The sequence below is a fragment of the Bradyrhizobium ontarionense genome, assembly GCF_021088345.1.
Lineage (GTDB): Bacteria > Pseudomonadota > Alphaproteobacteria > Rhizobiales > Xanthobacteraceae > Bradyrhizobium > Bradyrhizobium ontarionense.
Window position 1 is genome coordinate 1,903,841 of sequence record NZ_CP088156.1, and the last position, 19,599, is coordinate 1,923,439.

The 19,599-nt window shown below is 61.1% G+C and carries 15 protein-coding genes, 1 tRNA gene and 4 pseudogenes; 10 read left to right on the forward strand and 10 right to left on the reverse strand.

Features of this window, described 5'->3' with window-relative positions; all coding sequences use genetic code 11:
• Positions 1–20 precede the first annotated feature (20 nt).
• Complete coding sequence (locus tag LQG66_RS08580) at positions 21–464, reverse strand: hypothetical protein (protein WP_231325404.1); 444 nt, start codon at positions 462–464, stop codon at positions 21–23.
• 216 nt (positions 465–680) lie between these two features.
• On the opposite strand from LQG66_RS08580, the gene LQG66_RS08585 reads away from it, so the two are divergent.
• From LQG66_RS08585 to LQG66_RS08595, 3 genes are all read left to right on the forward strand, one after another.
• On the forward strand, positions 681–947 hold the full coding sequence (locus LQG66_RS08585; protein WP_231325406.1) for a hypothetical protein: 267 nt from the start codon (positions 681–683) through the stop codon (positions 945–947).
• A 129-nt stretch (positions 948–1,076) separates the two neighbouring features.
• Positions 1,077–1,153, forward strand: a tRNA-Arg gene (locus LQG66_RS08590).
• 227 nt (positions 1,154–1,380) lie between these two features.
• On the forward strand, positions 1,381–2,607 hold the full coding sequence (locus LQG66_RS08595) for a tyrosine-type recombinase/integrase (protein WP_231325408.1): 1,227 nt from the start codon (positions 1,381–1,383) through the stop codon (positions 2,605–2,607).
• A 33-nt stretch (positions 2,608–2,640) separates the two neighbouring features.
• Here the strand turns inward: LQG66_RS08595 and LQG66_RS08600 are convergent, their stop codons facing one another.
• The 5 genes from LQG66_RS08600 to LQG66_RS08620 all read right to left on the reverse strand — a co-directional run bounded on the left by LQG66_RS08600 (position 2,641) and on the right by LQG66_RS08620 (position 5,403).
• Positions 2,641–2,865 carry a helix-turn-helix domain-containing protein gene (locus LQG66_RS08600; RefSeq protein WP_231325410.1) on the reverse strand — a complete coding sequence of 75 codons (225 nt, stop codon included), beginning with the start codon at positions 2,863–2,865 and terminating at the stop codon, positions 2,641–2,643.
• A gap of 567 nt (positions 2,866–3,432) precedes the next feature.
• Entirely contained in the window at positions 3,433–4,146 is a 714-nt protein-coding gene (locus tag LQG66_RS08605) for a helix-turn-helix domain-containing protein (protein ID WP_231325412.1), read from the reverse strand.
• Positions 4,147–4,570: 424 nt separating this feature from the next.
• The gene (locus LQG66_RS08610) at positions 4,571–4,816 is read right to left on the reverse strand and encodes a hypothetical protein (protein WP_231325414.1); all 246 of its coding nucleotides are present in this window, start codon (positions 4,814–4,816) and stop codon (positions 4,571–4,573) included.
• A complete protein-coding gene (locus LQG66_RS08615) occupies positions 4,813–5,181 on the reverse strand; it encodes an RNA polymerase sigma factor (protein ID WP_231325416.1) in 369 nt (122 codons plus the stop codon). Before LQG66_RS08615 ends, LQG66_RS08610 begins: the two co-directional genes overlap by 4 nt.
• A gap of 9 nt (positions 5,182–5,190) precedes the next feature.
• Positions 5,191–5,403, reverse strand: a complete 213-nt coding sequence (locus tag LQG66_RS08620; protein ID WP_231325418.1) for a hypothetical protein — start codon at positions 5,401–5,403, stop codon at positions 5,191–5,193.
• A 116-nt stretch (positions 5,404–5,519) separates the two neighbouring features.
• Here LQG66_RS08620 and LQG66_RS08625 point away from each other — a divergent pair, with 116 nt between their 5' ends.
• The 4 genes and pseudogenes from LQG66_RS08625 to tnpC all read left to right on the forward strand — a co-directional run.
• Positions 5,520–6,395 carry a protein-L-isoaspartate O-methyltransferase family protein gene (locus LQG66_RS08625; protein WP_231325420.1) on the forward strand — a complete coding sequence of 292 codons (876 nt, stop codon included), beginning with the start codon at positions 5,520–5,522 and terminating at the stop codon, positions 6,393–6,395.
• Positions 6,396–6,817: 422 nt separating this feature from the next.
• Entirely contained in the window at positions 6,818–7,714 is an 897-nt protein-coding gene (tnpA, locus tag LQG66_RS08630; protein WP_231325423.1) for an IS66-like element accessory protein TnpA, read from the forward strand.
• Positions 7,711–8,064 (forward strand): IS66 family insertion sequence element accessory protein TnpB, encoded by a 354-nt coding sequence (gene tnpB / locus LQG66_RS08635; protein ID WP_231325425.1) that lies wholly within the window; start codon positions 7,711–7,713, stop codon positions 8,062–8,064. Before tnpA ends, tnpB begins: the two co-directional genes overlap by 4 nt.
• Positions 8,065–8,133: 69 nt before the next feature.
• Positions 8,134–9,471 (forward strand): annotated as a pseudogene (gene tnpC, locus LQG66_RS08640) (IS66 family transposase); the annotation flags it as partial.
• 57 nt (positions 9,472–9,528) lie between these two features.
• Here the strand turns inward: tnpC and LQG66_RS08645 are convergent.
• Positions 9,529–9,657 (reverse strand): annotated as a pseudogene (locus tag LQG66_RS08645) (integrase); the annotation flags it as partial.
• On the opposite strand from LQG66_RS08645, the pseudogene LQG66_RS08650 reads away from it, so the two are divergent.
• The 3 genes and pseudogenes from LQG66_RS08650 to LQG66_RS08660 form a co-directional block, all read left to right on the forward strand.
• Positions 9,653–9,787, forward strand: a pseudogene (locus tag LQG66_RS08650) (carbohydrate kinase); the annotation flags it as partial. The pseudogenes LQG66_RS08645 and LQG66_RS08650 sit on opposite strands and share 5 nt — an antisense overlap.
• Before the next feature lie 110 nt (positions 9,788–9,897).
• Positions 9,898–10,395, forward strand: a complete 498-nt coding sequence (locus LQG66_RS08655; protein WP_231325427.1) for a hypothetical protein — start codon at positions 9,898–9,900, stop codon at positions 10,393–10,395.
• 3 nt (positions 10,396–10,398) lie between these two features.
• A pseudogene (locus LQG66_RS08660) lies at positions 10,399–10,625 on the forward strand (pyocin activator PrtN family protein).
• A 545-nt stretch (positions 10,626–11,170) separates the two neighbouring features.
• Here LQG66_RS08660 and LQG66_RS08665 read toward each other — a convergent pair.
• The 3 genes from LQG66_RS08665 to LQG66_RS08675 form a co-directional block, all read right to left on the reverse strand.
• Positions 11,171–11,767 carry a M35 family metalloendopeptidase gene (locus LQG66_RS08665; RefSeq protein ID WP_231325429.1) on the reverse strand — a complete coding sequence of 199 codons (597 nt, stop codon included), beginning with the start codon at positions 11,765–11,767 and terminating at the stop codon, positions 11,171–11,173.
• Between the two features lie 86 nt (positions 11,768–11,853).
• A complete protein-coding gene (locus LQG66_RS08670) occupies positions 11,854–12,345 on the reverse strand; it encodes a hypothetical protein (RefSeq protein WP_231325431.1) in 492 nt (163 codons plus the stop codon).
• A gap of 56 nt (positions 12,346–12,401) precedes the next feature.
• On the reverse strand, positions 12,402–19,598 hold the full coding sequence (locus LQG66_RS08675; RefSeq protein ID WP_231325434.1) for a hypothetical protein: 7,197 nt from the start codon (positions 19,596–19,598) through the stop codon (positions 12,402–12,404).
• Between the last annotated feature and the right edge of the window lies 1 nt (position 19,599).

Consider the following 19,599-nt stretch of genomic DNA (forward strand, 5'->3'; position numbering starts at 1 on the left):
GGCGGGCAAAGGCGCGACCGTCACCAGGCGTCAGGACAGGGATCGACGATCTTCCAGAGCTCGACGCCGTTCTTGATCCGCTTCATCTCGGTGGTGAGACCACCGTTGCGCCGGATCCAGTCCTTCACCGTGTCGGGATAATAGGACATCAGCTCGGATGTCCCCTCGATGCTCGTGACCTTGATGCCGAAGGTGAAGGCCTTGTCGTAGTAGGCCTGGTGGAAGCCGAGACTTGCCTTCGGCGTGACGCAAACCTTGTTGAGCGGCACGATGCCGAACACGAGCGTACAGGCGGAGTTGCAGATGCCGTCGATAATGACCCGCTGACGCGTGTCCCGGATGTGCTTGTACTTTGCCTTGTACTCTTCGATGTAGCCGCCGTGATCGCGCGTGATGTGCAGGTCCGCGCGCGCCGGTGCGGCGGCGACCAGCGCGAGCACGACGAATGGAAGCAGGCGGTTCATGGATGGACGAAAACCCGGTCTCGTCTCGGCGAAGTCGCGGCAGGGACAAGGACCGTGCGCGCGACGCAATTGCCGGACCCTGTCATGAATTCGTTAAGCATGCGGAAAAGGACAAAAATTTGGCGAGCCGGTCACCTTTCCCGCACCCTTTCCGGCCCTTTCGAGTTAGATTGCCGGCCAAATGTCCGGCCTTAGGGCGATTTCCGGAGAAAACACATGAGCAAGCTTGCAATGGTCGCTGCCGCCTTGATCGTGGCTGCGGCAGCCCTGGTTCCGACCTCGTCGGAGGCCCGCGGCCATCATCGGCACCACCGCCACCACGCCTTCAACGGGCTACCCTACGCGATCAGCTACCTGCACAATTATGGCCCCGGGCCGGCGCCCGGCACTTTCGCGTTCTATGACGGCCCCTCGACCAACCACTGCTACCAGAGCTCCGCGGCCTATATCGGCCAGGATCGCCACCGGCATCCCTGCTTCTGACGACGCGGCACGGACGGCGCCGTTAAAGCGGCATGAGTGTTCGCTGCATGTCACGTCCGACCGCCCTGAAGGCTGGCCTTGCTCGGCCAAGTCTGATATCCGGAGTTTCGCGGGGTGGTCCCGCAGCGCGCGCTCGTAGCTCAGCTGGATAGAGCATCGGATTTCGATTCCGAGGGTCGGGAGTTCGAATCTCTCCGAGCGCGCCAGGCCCGTCTTCGCCCCCCTTCACCCGCCATCGCCGATCATCACCGAAGCGCACGATAACACCTTGTGAGATCGTGGTTTTTCGCGCCTTCGGTGACTGCAGCGTACCATCGGCGATCGTCGGCAAGCTCCGCCAGACCGTCCCTTTGGCCATCCCTCGACCTGAGTTAGAATCACCCTCACCTGAAACGCTGCATTTTTCAGCGAGGGACAGGAGTTCGAATCTCCCGTGCAGCTTCTAACTCAAAAGCCCGAGATCACCGCCAAGAACTATCTCTCCGTCGGGCCCGGCGAATACCCGTGCGGCAACAACCTCTACCTGATCGTCACCCCAAGTGGCGGCCGCCGCTGGGCGTTCCGATACCAGCGCAACGGCATCATCAAGAAGATGGGCTTCGGTTCGGCCAAGGAAAGCGGCCTGAAGCTCTCCGAGGCCAGGGATAAGGCGATTGACGCTCTGCGGCTGCTGGCGAAGGGGACCGATCCGCGAGAGCACCGTGACGTAGAGAAACGCCGCACCCAGGGATCGCGCCAGTTCGGCGAATTCGCCGAGGAATGGCGGCGAACCTACGAGACCGGCATGAGGCACAAGGCCGCAAGAGCAAAGCTGAAGCGCATCGTGCAGGTCATCTGCCATCCGCTCCGCAAGCACTGGGTCCACGAGATCGAAACCGCACATGTCGTCAATGTGCTCATGCCGATCTGGCCCCAGCCTGAGACCTCCCGCTCCGCTCGCCAGATCATCAAAAAGATTCTTGACGCAGCGATCGCTCAAAACCTGCGACCGAAAGATAACCCGGCTGATTGGGCCAGCCGACTGCAACCGATCATGCCCAGGCAACGGCGGCGTGGCACGATACGGGGCGGCCACAAGGCGATGGACTACCAAGACCTACCGGCGTTCATGCACAAGCTCAGCGCCATCTCGACGCAAAGCGCGCGGGCGCTCGAGGTCATTATTCTGACCTTGGGACGAACCGCCGAAGTGCAGAACATGCGCTGGGCGCAAGTCGATCTCGATAACGGAATCTGGGATCTTGGCTTTCTCGGCACCAAAAACGAGCGGTTGAAGCGCACGCCGTTGCCCCGGCAGACCCTGACCTATTTGCGCGAGGCTTACGACAGCTGCGTGAGTGACGAATTCGTGTTTCCCGGTCGCAGTCTAAAGACACCGATGAGCAACATGACCATGCTCAAGTATCTCAAGGAGCTCACCGGAGACGAATCCCTGACTGTGCACGGCTTCCGCACGACGTTTCGAACCTGGGCGCAGGAGCAAACCCACTTCGAGGAAGAAATCGTCGAGCATTGCCTGCACCACATCACGGGCGATGATGCCGAAAAGGCCTATAAGCGCGGCGAGGCCCTGAAGAAGCGACTGCATGTGATGCAGACATTCGCGGACTTCGCAACACAACGACCAAAGAGCAATGTGACTCCGATAAAGGTCGCCTGAAAGTTCAAGTATCCTCCTGCCCCGCCGAGGATGTCACCGCTCAGGCTGCTTGATCCCATCGGGCAGGTTTTCCAAGAAGGATGCCAGATCTGCGCGCGTGATGATCGTCCGCGTGCCATACTTTCGGGTTCGCAGCCGCCCTTCTTTGATGGCCTTGTAAAGGGACGTTTGGCCCAGCGAAGACAGTACCGCAGCCTCAGGAACGGTGAGGCCGAGCTTTTCCGCAGCGTTTCGAAGCATCGGTTCGCGCTTTGGCATCTAGGGGTGGTCTCGCCTCATTTGTCGCCCGCGATATCTTTCCTTTGCCGCCGCGAATTGATCGCCGCGACGAAATCGAAGGCACGCAGATGCGACGGATGGAGGCTAGGCGAATGCTTAGCAACACCCGAAGTCCCCAGGCGGAGTTTCGGACGCTATTTCGTGCAATTGGGATAGTTGAGAATCCTGACTGAACCGACTGGCAGCGAAGCCACTCCGCGGATGCTGAGACCAGTCAAGAGGCCAGCCGCAGTGTTAACATAGTGTGGCGACTGTTGCCCCCTTTGCTGCGCCCTTGGCTCCATGGCTCTCCAAATCCTTCCGGACGTCCTTGGAGTGCCCCAAAGGAGATCGGCGCCAGGAATAGCCGATCCTTTCGCTTCAGTCTCCTGCGCCCGCTCCGGGTCTTGCAGCGCATATTCACGAGGAGGCAGAGATCCGGATGATACACGGCATAGCTTCCGGTTCGGCCCCCTGGACCGCCCCGCCGGCTCCCTCCAGCGGTTTGGAGCTTCGTCACGTCACTGCACCCAGCACAATCTGGGCGCCCCGCGACAGCCCGATCGCTTACCTACCCTTCGGCCGGCCGCCACCCAGCAAATGTCGGTATCGGGTCCGAAGCTCCATGATCGCAAACCGGTCGAGCTCACCCCGCCGGTAGCGTTGACGCAACTCGTCCCGTGCTGGGTCCGGGATCGCGGCGATCAATTCCCAACCTTCAGCAACGTCGTCGAAGAGCGCGACAATCCCTGGATCAAAGCGAGCGTCATCCTGCTGTTCGGCGAGCCGACGGAGCGTCACGTCGATGGTTTCCGGCCGACCATCAAGAGGGAGGCCCGCCGGCAATGCAGATTTGTTTTTATATAGTCCTTTATAGGCAGGTCCCTCAGGGCCCTGCGGCGAATCTTTATACGCAGGTCCCTTTTGGACCCGCGGAGCCGCAGGTCCCTTTCGACCCCGCGGACGCGCCGACTTATCCACAGGCGCCGGCACGTCACGGACGACGTAATCGATCTCGCCGAACCGATGTCCGTCGACAATTCGTTGCGCTTCGCGGGTGACGTAGCCGGCGGCGATCAACTCTCGGAAGATGCGCTGGAGCTTCTTGCGGCCGACCAGGAGGGTTCGCCCGATATGATCGAGGCGGACGTGCCATTTATGGGGACGCGACAAGAGATAGCCGAGGACGCCCTTGGCCTCGACCGAGAGGCGGGAATCCGCGAAGACCGCGTTCGGGACGATGGTGAACTGCGCCTTGTGCTCCCGACGGACAATGGTCACCGGCGGGTGACCATCCAGGTGAGCCCATGCAGATCGGCGCGAACTTCAGCCGGCCGACGGCACCCTACCCCGCCGAAACGGAGTGCGAAGCTCACGAGAGGATACGTCCCGTTCAGGAGCTTGCAGGACCTCGCATTGGTCGGAGCGCGCAGCTCACTCGGGCAATGGCCGCACGGCGACATATGTCGATTGTGCCACAGCAACTCTGGACTCGCATATCGCCGAGTCTTCGCTGTGCTACGCCGCCATGCGATCGACAGGTCGCGAAGGTCTAGGCCACGCGAGAGGCGTCAACCATGATGAACGTCGCCAGTGCGAGCCTTGCCGTGGACCGCATGCTGTCCCCCAAACCGGCCGCCCTGCTCAGCCGACTGTCCCTCAGAGAAACCGGCTCCCCTACTCTTCCAGGCCTTCTCCCACCCAATCAGTGCCGATTGTGATGTGATAGGACAGACTCCAGGCCGCGTTCTGTATCACTAGAGCTGACAATGCGGGGCTCGCCGCCCTCGGCAGCTTGCGCCGCTTTGACGAGACGCCTGACCTGCCTCGCCGTGCCGGCCAAGGCACGTCCCTGGATCTCCCGGAACTCCTCGTCAGTCGCCGCAATGATATCATCGCTGAGCGCCTGGAGCAGGCGCGCGAGTTCGAGACGGGGGTGCCAGCGTGTCATGGCGAGCTCCAATTCCGTTGGTGGCGGAGCAGCGCGCGCCGCATTCGCCGCCGCGCAGTATCGTAATCGATAGCCGAGATGCCATACGCCCGGCAGATGTCCCTGGCCGCGAGGCCGTTGGCCAGCCCGTCGATGATCTGCAACACGACCGGATCTCCTGCAAACAGCCGGAACACCTCGGCGAGCCCTGCGACCGCCACAGCCACGCGTTCGGGATCGGCCAATTCGTCAACGGGATCGCTCGGGACGCCGTGCTGGCCGGGATCATCGCGGCTGACCAGTAGCCGTTGCTCGCTCCGAACGCGCCGCCAATAATCGTCGCAGAGGCTGCGCATGACGCCGGACAGGAAAGCCAGGATCGGCACACCCAGCGGCTAGACCCGCGATCCGTCGAGAACGCGGAGGATGGCCTCATGCAGCACGTCGGCCCAGCCGATCCCTCCGGGTAGCCCGCGGCCCCACAATTGCGCCAGGGCCTTCAGGCGCACCAGATCGGTCTCAGACAGGGCCTCGATCGCGGCCGCCGCATCGGCGACGGTGCGACCGGCGTTCGAGCCAACTCCAGGGGTGCCAATCGATCGTTCCATGACCCCTATTATGCGGCCGAGCAGATACGTTGCGGACAGCCTCGGGAAAAATTTTCGGCCGTGTCCGCACTACCGTTCCGAGATCCGCATCCTCTCCATGCTGAGAGGAGAAAACCGTGAATCAGATCGCAAATGCACGCCGCTGGTATGCCGAAGACCTACGCTGCAAGACGCCAGTCCTGCGCAACCCACACATCATCGAAGCCTTCGGCGCCGTCCCGCGAGAGGCGTTCGTCGGCGCAGGTCCTTGGTGGATCATACCATACCCCTACCGGGAGCCGTTCATCACCCCGGACGACGATCCGAGTTGGCTCTATCACGACGTCCTGGTCTCGATCGACCCGACCCGGAAGCTCAACAATGGGATGCCGAGCTTTTGGGCGCGCAATTTCGAGCACCTCGATATCGCCCGAGGTGAACGGGTGCTGCAGATCGGAGCGGGCAGCGGCTACTATTCAGCCGTGCTCGCCGAAATTGTCGGGCCCTCCGGGCAGGTGACCGCGATCGAAGTCGACCCAGATCTGGCCGCTCGAGCCGAGACCAACCTGAGGAGCTGGCCCCAGGTCAAGGTGATCTCGGGCGACGGCCGAGATTTCCATGCCGGCGCGAGCGACCATGACGTCACGATCGTGTTCGCAGGCTGCACGCATCCCGCAGCGAGATGGCTCGATGGCCTCGCCGACAACGGGCGGCTGCTGCTCCCGCTGACCATAGAGGATTGGTCTGGCTTCCTGCTGCGCGTGGTCCGCCGCGGCGCTTCGTTCGAGGCATCATCGATCGGCGGCGTCAGCATCTACCCCTGCACAAACGGCCGGGATGAGGACGCCAGCCGCCGGCTGAAGAGCGCCCTCGAGAACTCGCCGATCATGAATGCTCCGATCCAAGCACTCCACCGTGGCATTCCATCATCCGCCGAGTCCGAACGGGTCTGGTATCAGGCACCCGGCTTCTGGCTGGAGCGGCGAGGATCGGAGGTCGATGCGACCACATAGCAGGCCGAAGGCGGCAACGGCGACACCACCTGACGCGCAATCCGAGGCATCGGCTAATACGGCCTTCCCCTCAGCTCGGGCGGAATGCGTCAGCCTAGTCTCCAAGACTCCATCTGCCGGCGCAGACCGAGTAGCGAATACTCGGCTTGTCGGGGATGATCCGAGTCTTTGCCAGAGTTCGCTACAGCACGATCAGTGCCGAAATGATCTTTGACTTTGTTCGCAAAAATCTTAATAGCGGCACGCCCACCGACCGACCGGCACGGCTGAACGCAAGCCATGTCAATGGCTTGCAGTTCAACCGGCGAGCCGCTTTTATCTTGCCCTAGAACGTCGACTTGTAAGCGTCCGGTCTCTGCACGCCTTCCCCCTCGTGTGTTGTCGTTCCATTTCGAGTTCTCTGCTGCTGTGGAGAATCTCCGGTGGGATCCAAACATTTCGAGAACAGAGCGCGCCGCGAATGGTGGTCGCTGCACATCGAAGCGTGGCGTCGCAGCGGTCTCGGGATCCGCAAATACTGCCAGCAACAACGTCTGACCGAGAACACTCTGCGGCGTTGGCTGAAGCGGCTGGCCGGCAACGAGACTGCGCTCAAACTCGAGAAATATCAGACGGAATTGCGCCGCGAGCGCGCCCGGGAAGAGCGAGAAAAGGCGCTCCGAAAGCAGAAGCAGCGCAGGTTCACGGTCACCTCGGATGTGCGCAATCGGGCGTCCCAGGCATTCTGGGCGATGCATGTCGAGGCACTGAACTGGAGCGGAATGGAGCTCCGCGCCTACGCCTCGGCGATGCAGCTGTCGCCGCATTCGCTGCGCAAATGGCGCGACCGACTGGCCGCCGGCGAGGTCACGATCGACTGGCGTGCCCATCTTCATCCCTCCGCCCGTCCCGCCGTTAGCACTAGTGCTAGGAACTCACAGCCCGAACGCCGCTTGACAGCCGCCGAGATCGGCGATCCGACCGCGCCCAAAATGCCAGCCCGCCGCTTCTTCAGCGACGAGGAAAAGCTCGCGATCGCCAAGGAAACCGAGCTACCAGGCGCCAAGGTCTCTGCCGTCGCCCGCAAGCATGGGATCGTCACCGGGCTGCTGTTCCGCTGGCGCGCGCAGTTCGGCATCGCGCAAAAGAAGCGCTCCAAGCTCGCCCGTGTCGTGCTGCCCAACGACCTGCCCGCAGCACGCGCCCTGCGCGATCTCGTGCGTCCACCGGAGGGCATGATGGTCGTCGATCTCCGTGATGGACGGCGCGTCTTCGCTCCCGCCGGCAGCGATCCGGATGCGGTGCGAGCGCAGATCGAAAGCGGAGAGACAGCATCATGATGTTCGTTCCTGCAGGCGTGAAGGTGCACCTGGCGCTCGGCTACACCGACATGCGCAAAGGCATGGATGGGCTCGCAATGCTGGTGCAGGACACGCTCAAGAAGGATCCGTTCTCGGGTCATCTGTTTGCCTTCCGCGGCAAGAAGGCATCGATCCTGAAGGTCCTGTTCTGGGACGGAAGCGGCCTTTGTCTGTTCACCAAACGCATCGACCAGGGCGGCTTCGTGTGGCCGGTGATGGCGGGCTATGATGGCTCGATCACGCTCTCTCCTGCGCAGCTCGCGATGCTGATCGAAGGCATCGACTGGCGCGCGCCAGAGCGTGTCTGGAAGCCTGCCATTGCAGGATGATCTGCAAAATGTAGTGCTGAACTGAGTTGCGATTCTTCTACGAATCAGTGTGTTCGAGTACCATCGGACATGCAGCTCGATCTCACCAATCTCCCATCCGATCCTGAGCTTCTGCAGCGCCTGGTGCGCGACATCGCGGCCGCCATCGATCACCGCGATACTGAGATCCAGCGTCTCAAGTCCATCATCAAACAGCTGCAGCGAATGCAGTTCGGCCGTAGTTCCGAGCGCATCGATCCCGACCAGCTTGCACTCGGTTTGGAGGATCTCGACAGCGACATCGGGCGCGTCGAGGAAGCGCAACCGAAGATCACACCGGAAGCCAACTCTTCGCCGCGACGCCGCCCGCTGCCCGATCATCTGCCACGCGAAGACGTTCTGCTCGACGTGCAGGATCGAGTCTGCAGCTGCTGTGGCGGCGCTCTCCATCTGATTGGTGAGAGCGTCAGCGAGATGCTGGATTGGGTCCCGGCGCAGCTTCGCGTCCTGCGTACGACCCGTCCGAAATACGCCTGCCGCGCCTGCAGCACGGTGGTGCAAGCCGGAGCGCCAGAGCGATTGATCGCTGGCGGCCTGGCGACGCCTGCGCTGCTCGCGCACGTGTTGATCAGCAAGTATTGCGATCATCTTCCGCTCTATCGGCAGTCGCAGATCTTCGACCGTCACGGCGTCGATCTCTGCCGCTCGACGCTCGCGGGCTGGGTTGGTGGCGCATGCTGGTGGCTTGAGGCCTTGCACGAACGGCTGTGCAAGAGTGTGTTCGCCTCCAACCATCTTTTTGCCGATGGCACACCGATTCCAGTGCTCGATCCTGGCCGCGGACGAACCAAGACAGGACGGCTCTGGGTGTACGCCCGCGAGCAACGGCCCTGGAGCGGACCTGAACCTCCGGCGGCCATCTACCTGTTCGCTCCAGATCGCAAGGCGGAGCGACCGGTCGCACATCTTGCTGCCTTCAAGGGCATCCTGCATGTCGACGGATATGCTGGCTTCGAGCAGCTGGCCGACAAGGAGGGCATCACGCTCGCAGCGTGTTGGAGCCACTCGCGACGCAAGTTCTACGACGTGGCCGAAGCCACGACGTCCCCCGTGGCAGCAGAAGCCCTGCGCCGGATCGGCGAGCTCTATGCGATCGAGGCGCGCATCCGCGGCCAATCGCCTGACTACCGACTTGCCGAGCGCAGGATGTTCTCCAAGCCAATCGTCGGCGCGCTGAACGTCTGGCTCGATGCACAGCTCCGCCTGGTCTCCGGCCGCAGCACGCTTGCCGAGGCAATCCGCTATGCACTCTCGCGCTGGCATGGGCTGACTCGCTTCCTGAACGACGGGCGCGTCGAGCTCGACACCAATCCGGTCGAACGCGCAATCCGTCCTGTCGCCCTCGGTCGCAAGAACCATTTGTTCGCCAGACGGCGCAAAGTCGGGTGCTAAGGAACTGAAAAAGCGGTTTCCCATGCTCCAGATTATGTAGCCTGCGTTTACGCCGGGAATGGCATGGTTCATCAGAAGCTTGGAGTCGACCTCAGAGACACCGGCTGCTGTCGCAATCGTACGGAAGGTTTGGCGGAGGTCATTACCCCACTTCGATAGCATTTCTGGCGGTGAAGCATTGCTGGCCCATTTCGCGGCCGCCGATATGGAGCGGCTGACGCCGCAATTGCGCCCGGAGATGCCGACCGGGCTCGACTACTATCCCCTGCCCAAACCCGGCGAGCGCTTTCCGCGATCGATCAAGATGGGGTTAGATCGATCGACATAACAACCGGCCAAGTCTTACGAACCAAGCGATTCGACGAAATTCGCAATCCGGTTGGACGTCGGGCGATACTAGTTTTGGGAGGCGACAGCAAAATAGTCCTCGTTGAGGACAAGATTGCTTCTGTCATCGATGTACTATCTTGGCGCGAGCTCGCATCCTACCCTGTAGCGGTGCCTGAGCCGGGGTTTTACGGCATGACTTCTTACAGCAGGGTTGGCGCTAGGCTACGTGTGATCAATCACAACTTCGCCGATGGAACTTTTGCGCTCGCCGACTTTAATCTCCTAACCGGGCAACATTTGGCAAGTTGGCACCGCACGGTCTATACAGAGTTGTGCGGAAAACCTATGTGTCCGTTTGATATGGGAGACGAACGCCACGTCGCCATCGCCGATCCAACTCGGAAAATCTGGATCCTCAACGCCGAAACAGGCGAAACTGCCACCGACAGCGTCGGCACGATTACTCCTACGGTCGCAGTGGAAGATCTCCATCCGCAACGTCGCCAGACTGTCCAAGCACATGAACAAATCCCACCGCAAAAAAACAAACAAGAACGGCGTCAAGCGTAGTCAATGAATACCCATTTTCTCTTGATGGCCCAATACGGAGGCAAAGCGATTATACCGATCGAGGATGTGTGCCGAGACCACTTCCCACACCTCAAACCTTTTAAATTTGTGCAGAAGATATCGACTGGAGCAATCGCGATTCCATTGGTCAGGATCGAAGCGGGTCAAAATGCGCAAAGGGAATTGCTCTCGTTGATCTCGCAAAGTATCTCGATGCCCGCGTTGAATGATCGCCCTTACCCGTTGAAGGCGGGACTCGCTATTCCGTGCTGCCACTGCTCATGAAGCGGGTATTGGAATTTCCAGCAGATTAGCGATCGGCGTGTAGATGTCGATGTTGGTTCCCGGTGCTCTCACGGAAACGATTAGGGCATACCGCGCCGAGCGATCCCAGCGCTGAAGCGCAGGGTTTTTCTTTCCACCAGCCACTGATGGGAAACACTCCTATCGCATCACGCTCTGCTAATTCTGCCGCAACGATCTGATGACCGTGTTCAACAACATGGCCGAGACCGCGCGAGCCTTCATGGCGGGCGTCCTCCGCGGTATCGATTTTCAGGACGGGGACGTCGACGCCGTGCTAAACTAATTGGTGTTTCAGACGGTAAATGACAGATGCCGCACGAGAAGCTCCTTGGTGCATGCGTGTGAAAATCAGATTGTCTAGCAGACACGGCGGTATCTCACAGGCGACTAGGCAGCCCCGAGACTTCAGGTACGGAACACGACCGTCATCCCGCCTCCGGACATCGCCTCAACTCAACGCGACAGTTGCTCAGGCAAGCCAATCCTCGATAAAGTATTCGTAGCTATCGGCATTCTTCAAAGCCGAGTCGGGATCCTGTCCCGCCAGCCTGAGGCAATCGTCGCGTCCATAACGGATGTCGTCCGTATTTCCGGTCAGGAAGAAATGAGTTACCTCGTGGATGATTGCACCGAGCTTGCCATCTGTCCCCGTCGCAGGTGCGTTGAAGAACGCAAGGCCGAGATTGATCTTGGTAAGATCACCGGGATCAACATATGCGAAGGTGTTTCCTGCCGTATCCCGCAGAACGATGGAGCCATCGGGCGCTGTGGTGGACTCAACCAAAGAACCGTCATTTGCATACAGGCAATAGAGCGATACCTTGCCGACCCAATCCGAGGTCCGCGCGAGAACCGAAACGACCTGGTCAATAGTCGCTTGGTCGTTCCTTCCAAACCACCGTTTCACGAGCTGTTTTGTCTTGCTGTCGTTGCCGTGGAGGAAGTTCAGGGCCGCCTTCAGCGTGTTTTGCGCGTCGACCTGCGCAGCCTTTGCGCTTGCGAGATCACTTCCCTTGCACGGAACGGGTTGCGCAACCGCCGGCGCGAACCAGAGTAGAAAGACCATAACAACGAAACATCTCATCGAAATATACCTCTCACCCTGTTGCCATTCCCGATCGGCCGACAGGCAGTTGCCTGGCCGGAGGCCTCTCACTGACAAGCGACGCTGCCGCCGGATTTCAAACACTGGATAGCGATACTCCGATTGACGTCATGATCTGAATCGTAATCCGCGCGCTCGTTGTATTCTTTCTCTCCGCAACATTTGAACGCTCTCAGAGTGTTGAACTTGAAGTAGCCATTGATCTTGCCGTTCAACAAATTCGTCCGCGCAATGCGGTCATTATCTTCGTTCCACTCTACGTCCTCCGACGCGTTGGCGGTGTAGACACGAATATGAAAATTGACGGGCGCGCGATCGATCCGGGCGAAACAGGCGCCGCCCTTGTCCATGAGGGCAATGAGGTCCTCCGGATAGCCCTCATTGCGCATTGCCGCCTTGGCCTTTGCCAGCCGGGGCGCGTATCGAGGATCGCCCTGGCAGAAGTCGGGGCCGCACGCGCAGTCCTGACCGCTGGCTCGTTGCTGCGTGACAAAAAGCATCAGCGCGAAAGCCGCGCAGGCCGCAAGGCGTGGATACATGGTCGATCCTCCTCTCAAATTTCGTGCCGTCGATGAGCGACTAGCCAGGAAAGGAACTACCCGGCTGGCAGCTCCTGCAGGCCAAGCGCGCGATAGAACACCAGCCGGTCGTAGGCCGGCACCGGGCTGGATGACGGGCCGGAGTTGAAGGCACTGCCGGCGCTTCCGGTCATATCTCGATACGACGCTCCCGCCGGAAAGACCTCGAACTCCTTCACGGCAAGATAGTAGTCTTGTGGCGCCCGCAGCACGGCTGCACTGAGCGTGACCTTGCCCGCGAAGGTCTTCCAGTCGGCCGCACGATCCAGTTCCCATCGGTCGACCGACCGCTGGTCGATCTGTTCGTCCCGGTGGGCGAGCGGACCTTCGAACGCGAGCGAGAGGCCTTCCATTCGCTGCCGCAGTTCGACGACAACCTTCCGTTTGGGCAGGTTGGAGGACCTGGTGCCCGGCTGACGCAACCCGTCGAAGTTGCCGCCGAGCGCGACCTTGACGGCGTTGGCGCTCGATCGACGCACGGTCAGGCGACGCAGGCCGGGATGAACGATGGGATCGGCCAGGGCAACCTCCGACATCGACAACCGAGGAACGCTGTGTGGCTGATAGCGAACCAGCGCGAGCTGGACGAATGGCATCCCCTCTTCCGGAGCACGCACGGCGATGTCGGCGTACCACATGTCCTTTTTGGCGCTGTACTTGACCTCGTGCAGCGCAACGCTCACCGGCGGCAATTCCGTGCCGTCCAGTTCAACGACATCGTCGTAGCGGGCCACATCGACGGCCCTTGTAAAATCGTCGATGGTCAAGGGTGAATATTTGGCTTCGTCCCAGACCGGATCGAACCCCCACCGCGAGACGTACTTCCGCAAACCCTGCGGGATCAGTCCCTCGTTGGCCACGTCTTCGACGATACGGGAGGTGTTGATCTGCGCGCTGTACACAACGACCCCGAGCCGTTCGTCACCGGTCGCGTTCCATGGCCGGTGCATATAACAGCGAATCACGGAATCGCGCTGTTCGATCAGGCGGTCGGGCTCCTTGAGCAGCGGCCGGTTGGCATACGCCGGAAGCAGGTAGGCGATCTCGGGCTTGGGCGGCCGGGCCGAACTGACCAACTCCAGAATTCGCGGCTCGGTGGTCATCGGTTGTCGATCGATTTCTGCGACCATATCCGGGAACCGCGTGCTCGCGTCACCGATGACATACAGGCGACGCGCCCGCGTATCGCCGAACGAATGCGAGAACTCGAAAGGTCGGCTTTCCCAAGCCGGCTGGTCGAGATTGTCGCGGTCGGCGATGGGCTGATCGGCGATCTGGGCCTGGTCGGTGTAGATCCCGACGATGACGGCGGCTGAATAGTCTTCGCCGAGTCCCGAATCTTCTTGTCCCAAAGCTGACCGTGTCTTGACCGGTTGGAACCCGGTCACCCGCCCCTCGCGATCGATGACGGCCTTGTAGTTGGCCTTGCGCCCCGTCCCCTTCATGTCGTGCAAGACGACCAACGGCGGCCTGGCATAGAATCCGTTCGCCTCGGCGCCTTGCTTGAGACGCACCTCGACAACCTTGCCGCCGACAACCTTGGCCTCGGCTACGGCCGGCGTGTGCAACGGTGGCCGGCGATTGACGGTAATAGCGAAAGCACGATCCTTAGGATAGTTATTGCCGCCGTCTTCGATCGTAACCGCCGTCAGTTTACCGTCCTTGACGACTGGCTGCAGGATAGCGCCGTCGCCGCCGACGTGGATCTTGCCGACAACTGCCACACTGCCATATCCGAAACCGGGATTTTTGATTTCCACCTTGGTGATCTTGCCCGTGGGAGCGTAGGCCACCACGGTCGCAGGACCAAACAACGCCGGCACCGTCTCGTCCCAGAGATCGTTCCAGTACATCGAGAACGCCATCGCCCCCGAACTCGGGACGTCGACGTTCAGGAGCGACTTGAAGTTCTGCGCCGTGTCGTTCTGGACCCGGCTCGGGTCGTCGACGAGCTGAATCCATTCCGGCTGGCGCAGCGGCCCGGTGACGGCGTGGGTCAGATCGATCGTCAGGCCCGCGTTCGCCTCCACGGCCGCGATCACATCCGGATTCTTTCGCAACGCGTCGGGCACTAAATCCAGAACATGCATGGCAGCGATGCGACATTGAGCCGTGCGGGCCGGCGGGACACGCAACGCCAGCTTCTGACTGGACGCGCTGGCACCTACCGGTCCTGTCGCAAGTTCGAGCTGCGGCGCAGCCGCGTTCCGCCATTTGTCCTGCGGAATGAACCACGGCGTAACCTTGTCAAGCCACTTATCCTGCTGCACGAGTTGCAACTGTACAGGATTTGACCATTGACCCGGCCAGCCCGCGCCCGATGAAACCGCGGAAGCCGGAACGACGCCCCTGAGCGTTTCGGTAACGCTGGCGACGGCATGGGTCGCAAACGGATCGGGGAAATAATTCAGCCCCGATGGCCGTTGGGCAAGTATGCCGTCGTCAAAGAACTGCTCGTGCTTGCGGATGATCTCGGTGACCTGCTTGCCATGCGCCAGAAGCGCCGCGGCGTTCCTTTTCGGATCGGGATCGAGGAATCCCGTACCGATGACGGTTTCGACGTCGACCGGTGGCGGCAACAAGTGGCAGGACGAATTGTAGAGAGCTCCCTTGCCATTGCTGCGTGGCGGAACCGGCTTGCCGTTCCTTTCGGTGACAAGCACCAGCCGCAGGCTTTGCATCGAGGTGCCGGGAGCCTGGTCCGCAGCCTCTTCCTGATGATAGCCGACGAAGGAGAATTGCGGCAGGTTCAGCGTCTTGCCGGGCTGCGCCATGACCGGCGCGAGCGGCGCATCCGGTCGAGTGAACTGAGAAAGCTTTTGCGCGTATGAGGCAGGCGTCAGGCTGGCCAGATGCTTCCTGGTTTCTGTATCCAGATGTTGCGACATGTTGCCTGCGAGATCGACCCGCCATCCGCGGACCCAATAGCCTCGCTTGGTGCGCAGCGGCAGCATGCCTGCCGCCGGCGGCGTGCATTTGATCGTGATCGGCCAAGCGCCGTCCGATTTCTTGCCCTCCGGAAGATCGGTGTTTCCCGGCTGCGGCACCGTAAGCCACCAGCCCCGCCAGCGCGCGATGCAGTCGCTCGCAACCGCGTGGATCGGCGCAACGCCGGCGGCGGCAGCCGCCGCCGGTTGCGCGGCATGCTCGATGATTGTCCGCGCGAACGCCACCGGCAGATATCTGAGCGCGGCTCCCTCGATCGGATCGTGGCTTGCAAGCGCATTCTCCGCCGCAACGGCGCGGCTCTGATCCTGGTATCGCCGCGGACCCCAGACCGTGCGCGAAATTCCTCGCGGGGTCCTCAGCACGCCAGGCAGGAAGTCGATCGATCCTTCCGAAAGCGCAATACTGGATAGTCTTTTGATGTTCGCCGAAGTGTCGGCCTGCGACGCCGGCGTCCATTTCCCGAACAGCCCCGCCTCGAGGGCGACCAACTTGCCGCCCAGCCCATCACTGCCGTCGGTCAAATCGATCTGCAACTGGCCGCCTCCGTTCGGCCACGCACTTGCGACGATGCAATCACCCGGCAAAAGATCGGCGACGCGGCGATTCGGCAATCCGGACTCGACATCGGAGAACCGTGCGTCTTTTCTGCATTGCATTTGCCACTGCGACTTTCCTGTCAGGGAAGCCAGATGCAGCACCAACGTATCGGGCTGATTCGGAGTGGAGACGATTTCGGTCGAAACCAGCTCGCCCATCATGCGCAACGTTCTCGGGCTCAGCATGTCGACGGCGGCAAGTGTGACCTTGCCCAGTGAACTGACAAGTTTGAAGTAACCGGCGCGATCGTTCGGATCGGCTGACGGAACCTGTATCGTACGCAGGTCCAATGTGGTCAGCGTAGTCGACTTTGCCGCGATGAAACCCGCGATCCATCCCGGCCAGCCGACGCCGCGCAGCTTGCCGATCTCGTTGACGCAGATCGCCTCGAGCCAGATTTGATCGCCCTTGTTGAGCGCCGTGCTGATGTCGCTCGGCTGGTGCAACGGCTTGTTGGTGGTATCTTGCGGACCCGCCAAAACGTCGAACCGCACCGGCTGATCGCCCTGGTCTGTCGAGATCGTCACGATCCAGTCGAGATGCGACGAGGACTTCGCGGCTCGCGCCTCGTCGCTGATGGCCGCGTCGATATTCGCCTTGTCAGCCGGAGCGAGCACTGCCCACCTCTCGATGAGGAACACCTGCTGTTCCGATTCGGCGCCCACGGTGACGGTGACGACCTTACCGCTCGCAGCGACAATCTCGTCCTTGGCTGGCGTCGCGACGTCGGACGGAACAATCAACTTCGTCTTGATCAGCGTCTGGCCAGCCGGTTGCCAGCTAATCAACGTCCCGTTCCGCGCGCTCGTTTCCCCTGGAAATTTGTAGGACGTGGTGCTCGGGGTGATCTGTCCTCGCATCTCGAATGCCACTTGCCCCTTGGCAGGCCCGCGTACACGCTGCAACTCGGTCTCGATCCGCGCGATGCGCGGCAGCCACGCCACGACGGGCGCGGCAATGGCCGCTTTGGCGCCGGGCGATTGCGAGTCCTTGGTGCCGAGGAAATTCAATTGAAGGATCTTGAGCGGGGCATTGAGGCTTTGCAGAATGCCGTCTCCGGACACCGCGTCTCCTTTGGCAAGCTCGACGGCATGCCCAGCGCGGTCGGCAATTACTTCCGCCGCGCACGTGAACGGCACGTCCGCGGCTATGCCGGTGAGACGGAAATTGAACGATTTGCGACCGTCGCCGGTGTCGACTGCCGAAATGTCATCCACCTGACCGCTGAAACGCAAGCGCAAGGGAAAAACAGCGATCGCGGGCATCTGCAACTTCTGCCCGCCGCGCGTCACGTCTTTGGACGCGACGAACGGAAGGGTCAGCAAGGTCAGGTCCCCACCCGATCTTGCCGCGTGCTCTGCCGTCAGCACCGCCTGCGGAAGGCTGTCGCTGATGACCGCGGTCCCCTTCCCCGGGTCGATCGAGCGGCTCAACCGCCGCTGCGCCACCAGATCCGTTGCTGAACGAAGATAGGCTCTTCGTTCCCCCTCGGCTTCAAAGGCTTCAAATTTGGGCGGCCAGGTTTCGTGTGCGAGGACGGTACCATCGGCATTGAGAAACGAGCTGATTCCGCCGGAGAAGGCGAAATTGAAATCTTCCTTCCGCAATTTGCTTCTCGCCTGGAAGAACTGCACGCGCGATTGCGGCAACTCACTGTCTTTCAAGGCGTCGGTCGCGAACACCGGCGAAAGGAAAAGTTCCTGAACCAGCGTAGGATCGAGTTCGGGTGCCCCACTCGGCATAGGTCCGATCGTCACCTGGACGCGGTCCATCTCCGCACCGGCAGGTAACGAACCCTGGTTGGCCAGAAGGTCGGAAATATCCGTGACGTCGCGGAGCACGGAGCGCAATTGGGTCGACGGCTCGACATCACTGTTTGAAGTCTCGATGCTGCCGGCGGCTTTTTGCGCCGTGACCAAATAGCCATTGCTGTGATCGGGGACCGACGAATTGTAGGCTCCCCGTTGGTCGACCCGCAGGACGAACTTCTGGAGGGTGGTCTTGTCATCCGCTCCGGTGACCGTATCGATTGCCTGGATCGGCCCGACGATCGGGGCGGCAGATGTCCCCACCGAAGTCGAGACGTAGCCCTCCTCCTCGCAGTCGATCAGAGGATCGCTCTCGCCATCGCCATAGACCCGAACCCTCCTGCGGCACAGCGAATGCCACTTCCCCGCGCCGCCGTTTTCGTCGAAGGCGACATCGAATGCGTATCCGCTCATCAGGTCTTCAGCGTACAGCTCAATCGTCGGCGCGCCGATCAGCTCCTGCCCACGCGAGAGCCGGTTGAGAATGACCTCTGCAACCCTTTGGTCGTCGGGCCGTTCAGACTGAATGATGATGGCATCCGTCAACGCCTCGTCCGTTGGCCCGGCTTGTGGGGACGTCGACGGACTTCCCGCGGTCAACAGCGAACGCATCAACGTACGGGTGTGATCCTCCTGCTGCAGCGAAAAATAGTCGCGGGGCAGGAGATTGAAGCGCTTCCAGTGTGTGGAGTGGCCATCGAGCTCGTTCTCGACTTTCTCCTGCGCGCGGAAAAATCCGTTCTTGGTATCCGGGTTGAGCTCAAAATGCGTCACTACCTCGGCCGGCGGCGCCAAGACGGTCGAACCGAATTCCGGAATTCGCAGTGAGATCGTACCGCTAACCAGCGCATCGCCCACTGCGTCGATCGGAGCGGAGCAATGCACCACCAAACCGAGTTGCTCCATTACGCCAGGATGGTGCTTCAAGCGCGCCAATATCTCGGCAACGCCGGGATGTTCCGCATGCTTGGGGTCCATAGCTTGCCGAGGCCGGTTTCGGGCCAGATTGACACTACGCTGAACGCGGGCGGCCTCACCGCCGGCGGCAATGTTGGACAGTGACACGGCGGCCGCGAGCTTGAGCATCGCGGTATCCTGCGCGTTATTGGGATCGAGATTGAGCGCGCCGGGGGCAGCCGGGAGCGATAGAGCGTTGCTGACCGCCATCAGTTCCAAGGCTTGACCCGGCCCCACCTTGTTGGCGGCGCGGACGAAATCGGGGCGCCGCGCCGCAACGTGCGCCTTTACCATCGCCAACTGGCGGGGATCTGCCTGCAATACCGTCTGGATGTGCGCTGCCGACTGGTCCAGCCACGCACGCGTGCTCCGCGTTTCAAGAGACTCGATTCGCCGGGTTGGCCGGAGATCCGATCCGCCGCTCGGATTGGTGACCACCCTCTGGTCCGGTCCGGCGCCCACGGCCGGGTCGGCCGGGGCCTGCGGCTGCCTGAACAAGCTGGCCAGTTGTCCTACGCTTCGCCCGTGCTTCGACCTGTCGACATTCGGGTTCTCGAAGGAAAATATCTTGCTCCACGCTTTCAGCGCTTTCGATGCATCAAGATGGACGGCATCGGTACGCGAAGCTGGCCTGGACTTGCGCGTCTCTGCGATCTTAACGTCCACGAACACGCCGCCTTCGATCTCCGCGACCGTTGGATTACCAGCAGCAAAGTTCGCGTTCCGCCACTTCAGGTTATGCAGCGTTTTCGGCCACTCGCGAAAAATCTCAGGAAAGGTAATTTCCTGATCCTGCGCGTTGCCGGACAGATCGAAATTGAACACCACCGCGAAATGAATTCGCTGTCCGTCGAAAGCACGGGGAACGACGATCGGCCTCAGGGAAATCTTTGCGTCAGCCATA

Excerpts from the sequence above, each read along its gene's own strand:
- LQG66_RS08620 (WP_231325418.1), bottom strand. The coding sequence starts at position 5,403 with ATGGAACGATCGATTGGCACCCCTGGAGTTGGCTCGAACGCCGGTCGC.
- LQG66_RS08585 (WP_231325406.1), top strand. The coding sequence starts at position 681 with ATGAGCAAGCTTGCAATGGTCGCTGCCGCCTTGATCGTGGCTGCGGCA.
- LQG66_RS08600 (WP_231325410.1), bottom strand. The coding sequence starts at position 2,865 with ATGCCAAAGCGCGAACCGATGCTTCGAAACGCTGCGGAAAAGCTCGGC.
- LQG66_RS08665 (WP_231325429.1), bottom strand. The coding sequence starts at position 11,767 with ATGGTCTTTCTACTCTGGTTCGCGCCGGCGGTTGCGCAACCCGTTCCG.
- tnpB (WP_231325425.1), top strand. The coding sequence starts at position 7,711 with ATGATGTTCGTTCCTGCAGGCGTGAAGGTGCACCTGGCGCTCGGCTAC.
- LQG66_RS08675 (WP_231325434.1), bottom strand. The coding sequence starts at position 19,598 with ATGGCTGACGCAAAGATTTCCCTGAGGCCGATCGTCGTTCCCCGTGCT.
- LQG66_RS08580 (WP_231325404.1), bottom strand. The coding sequence starts at position 464 with ATGAACCGCCTGCTTCCATTCGTCGTGCTCGCGCTGGTCGCCGCCGCA.
- LQG66_RS08610 (WP_231325414.1), bottom strand. The coding sequence starts at position 4,816 with ATGACACGCTGGCACCCCCGTCTCGAACTCGCGCGCCTGCTCCAGGCG.
- LQG66_RS08670 (WP_231325431.1), bottom strand. The coding sequence starts at position 12,345 with ATGTATCCACGCCTTGCGGCCTGCGCGGCTTTCGCGCTGATGCTTTTT.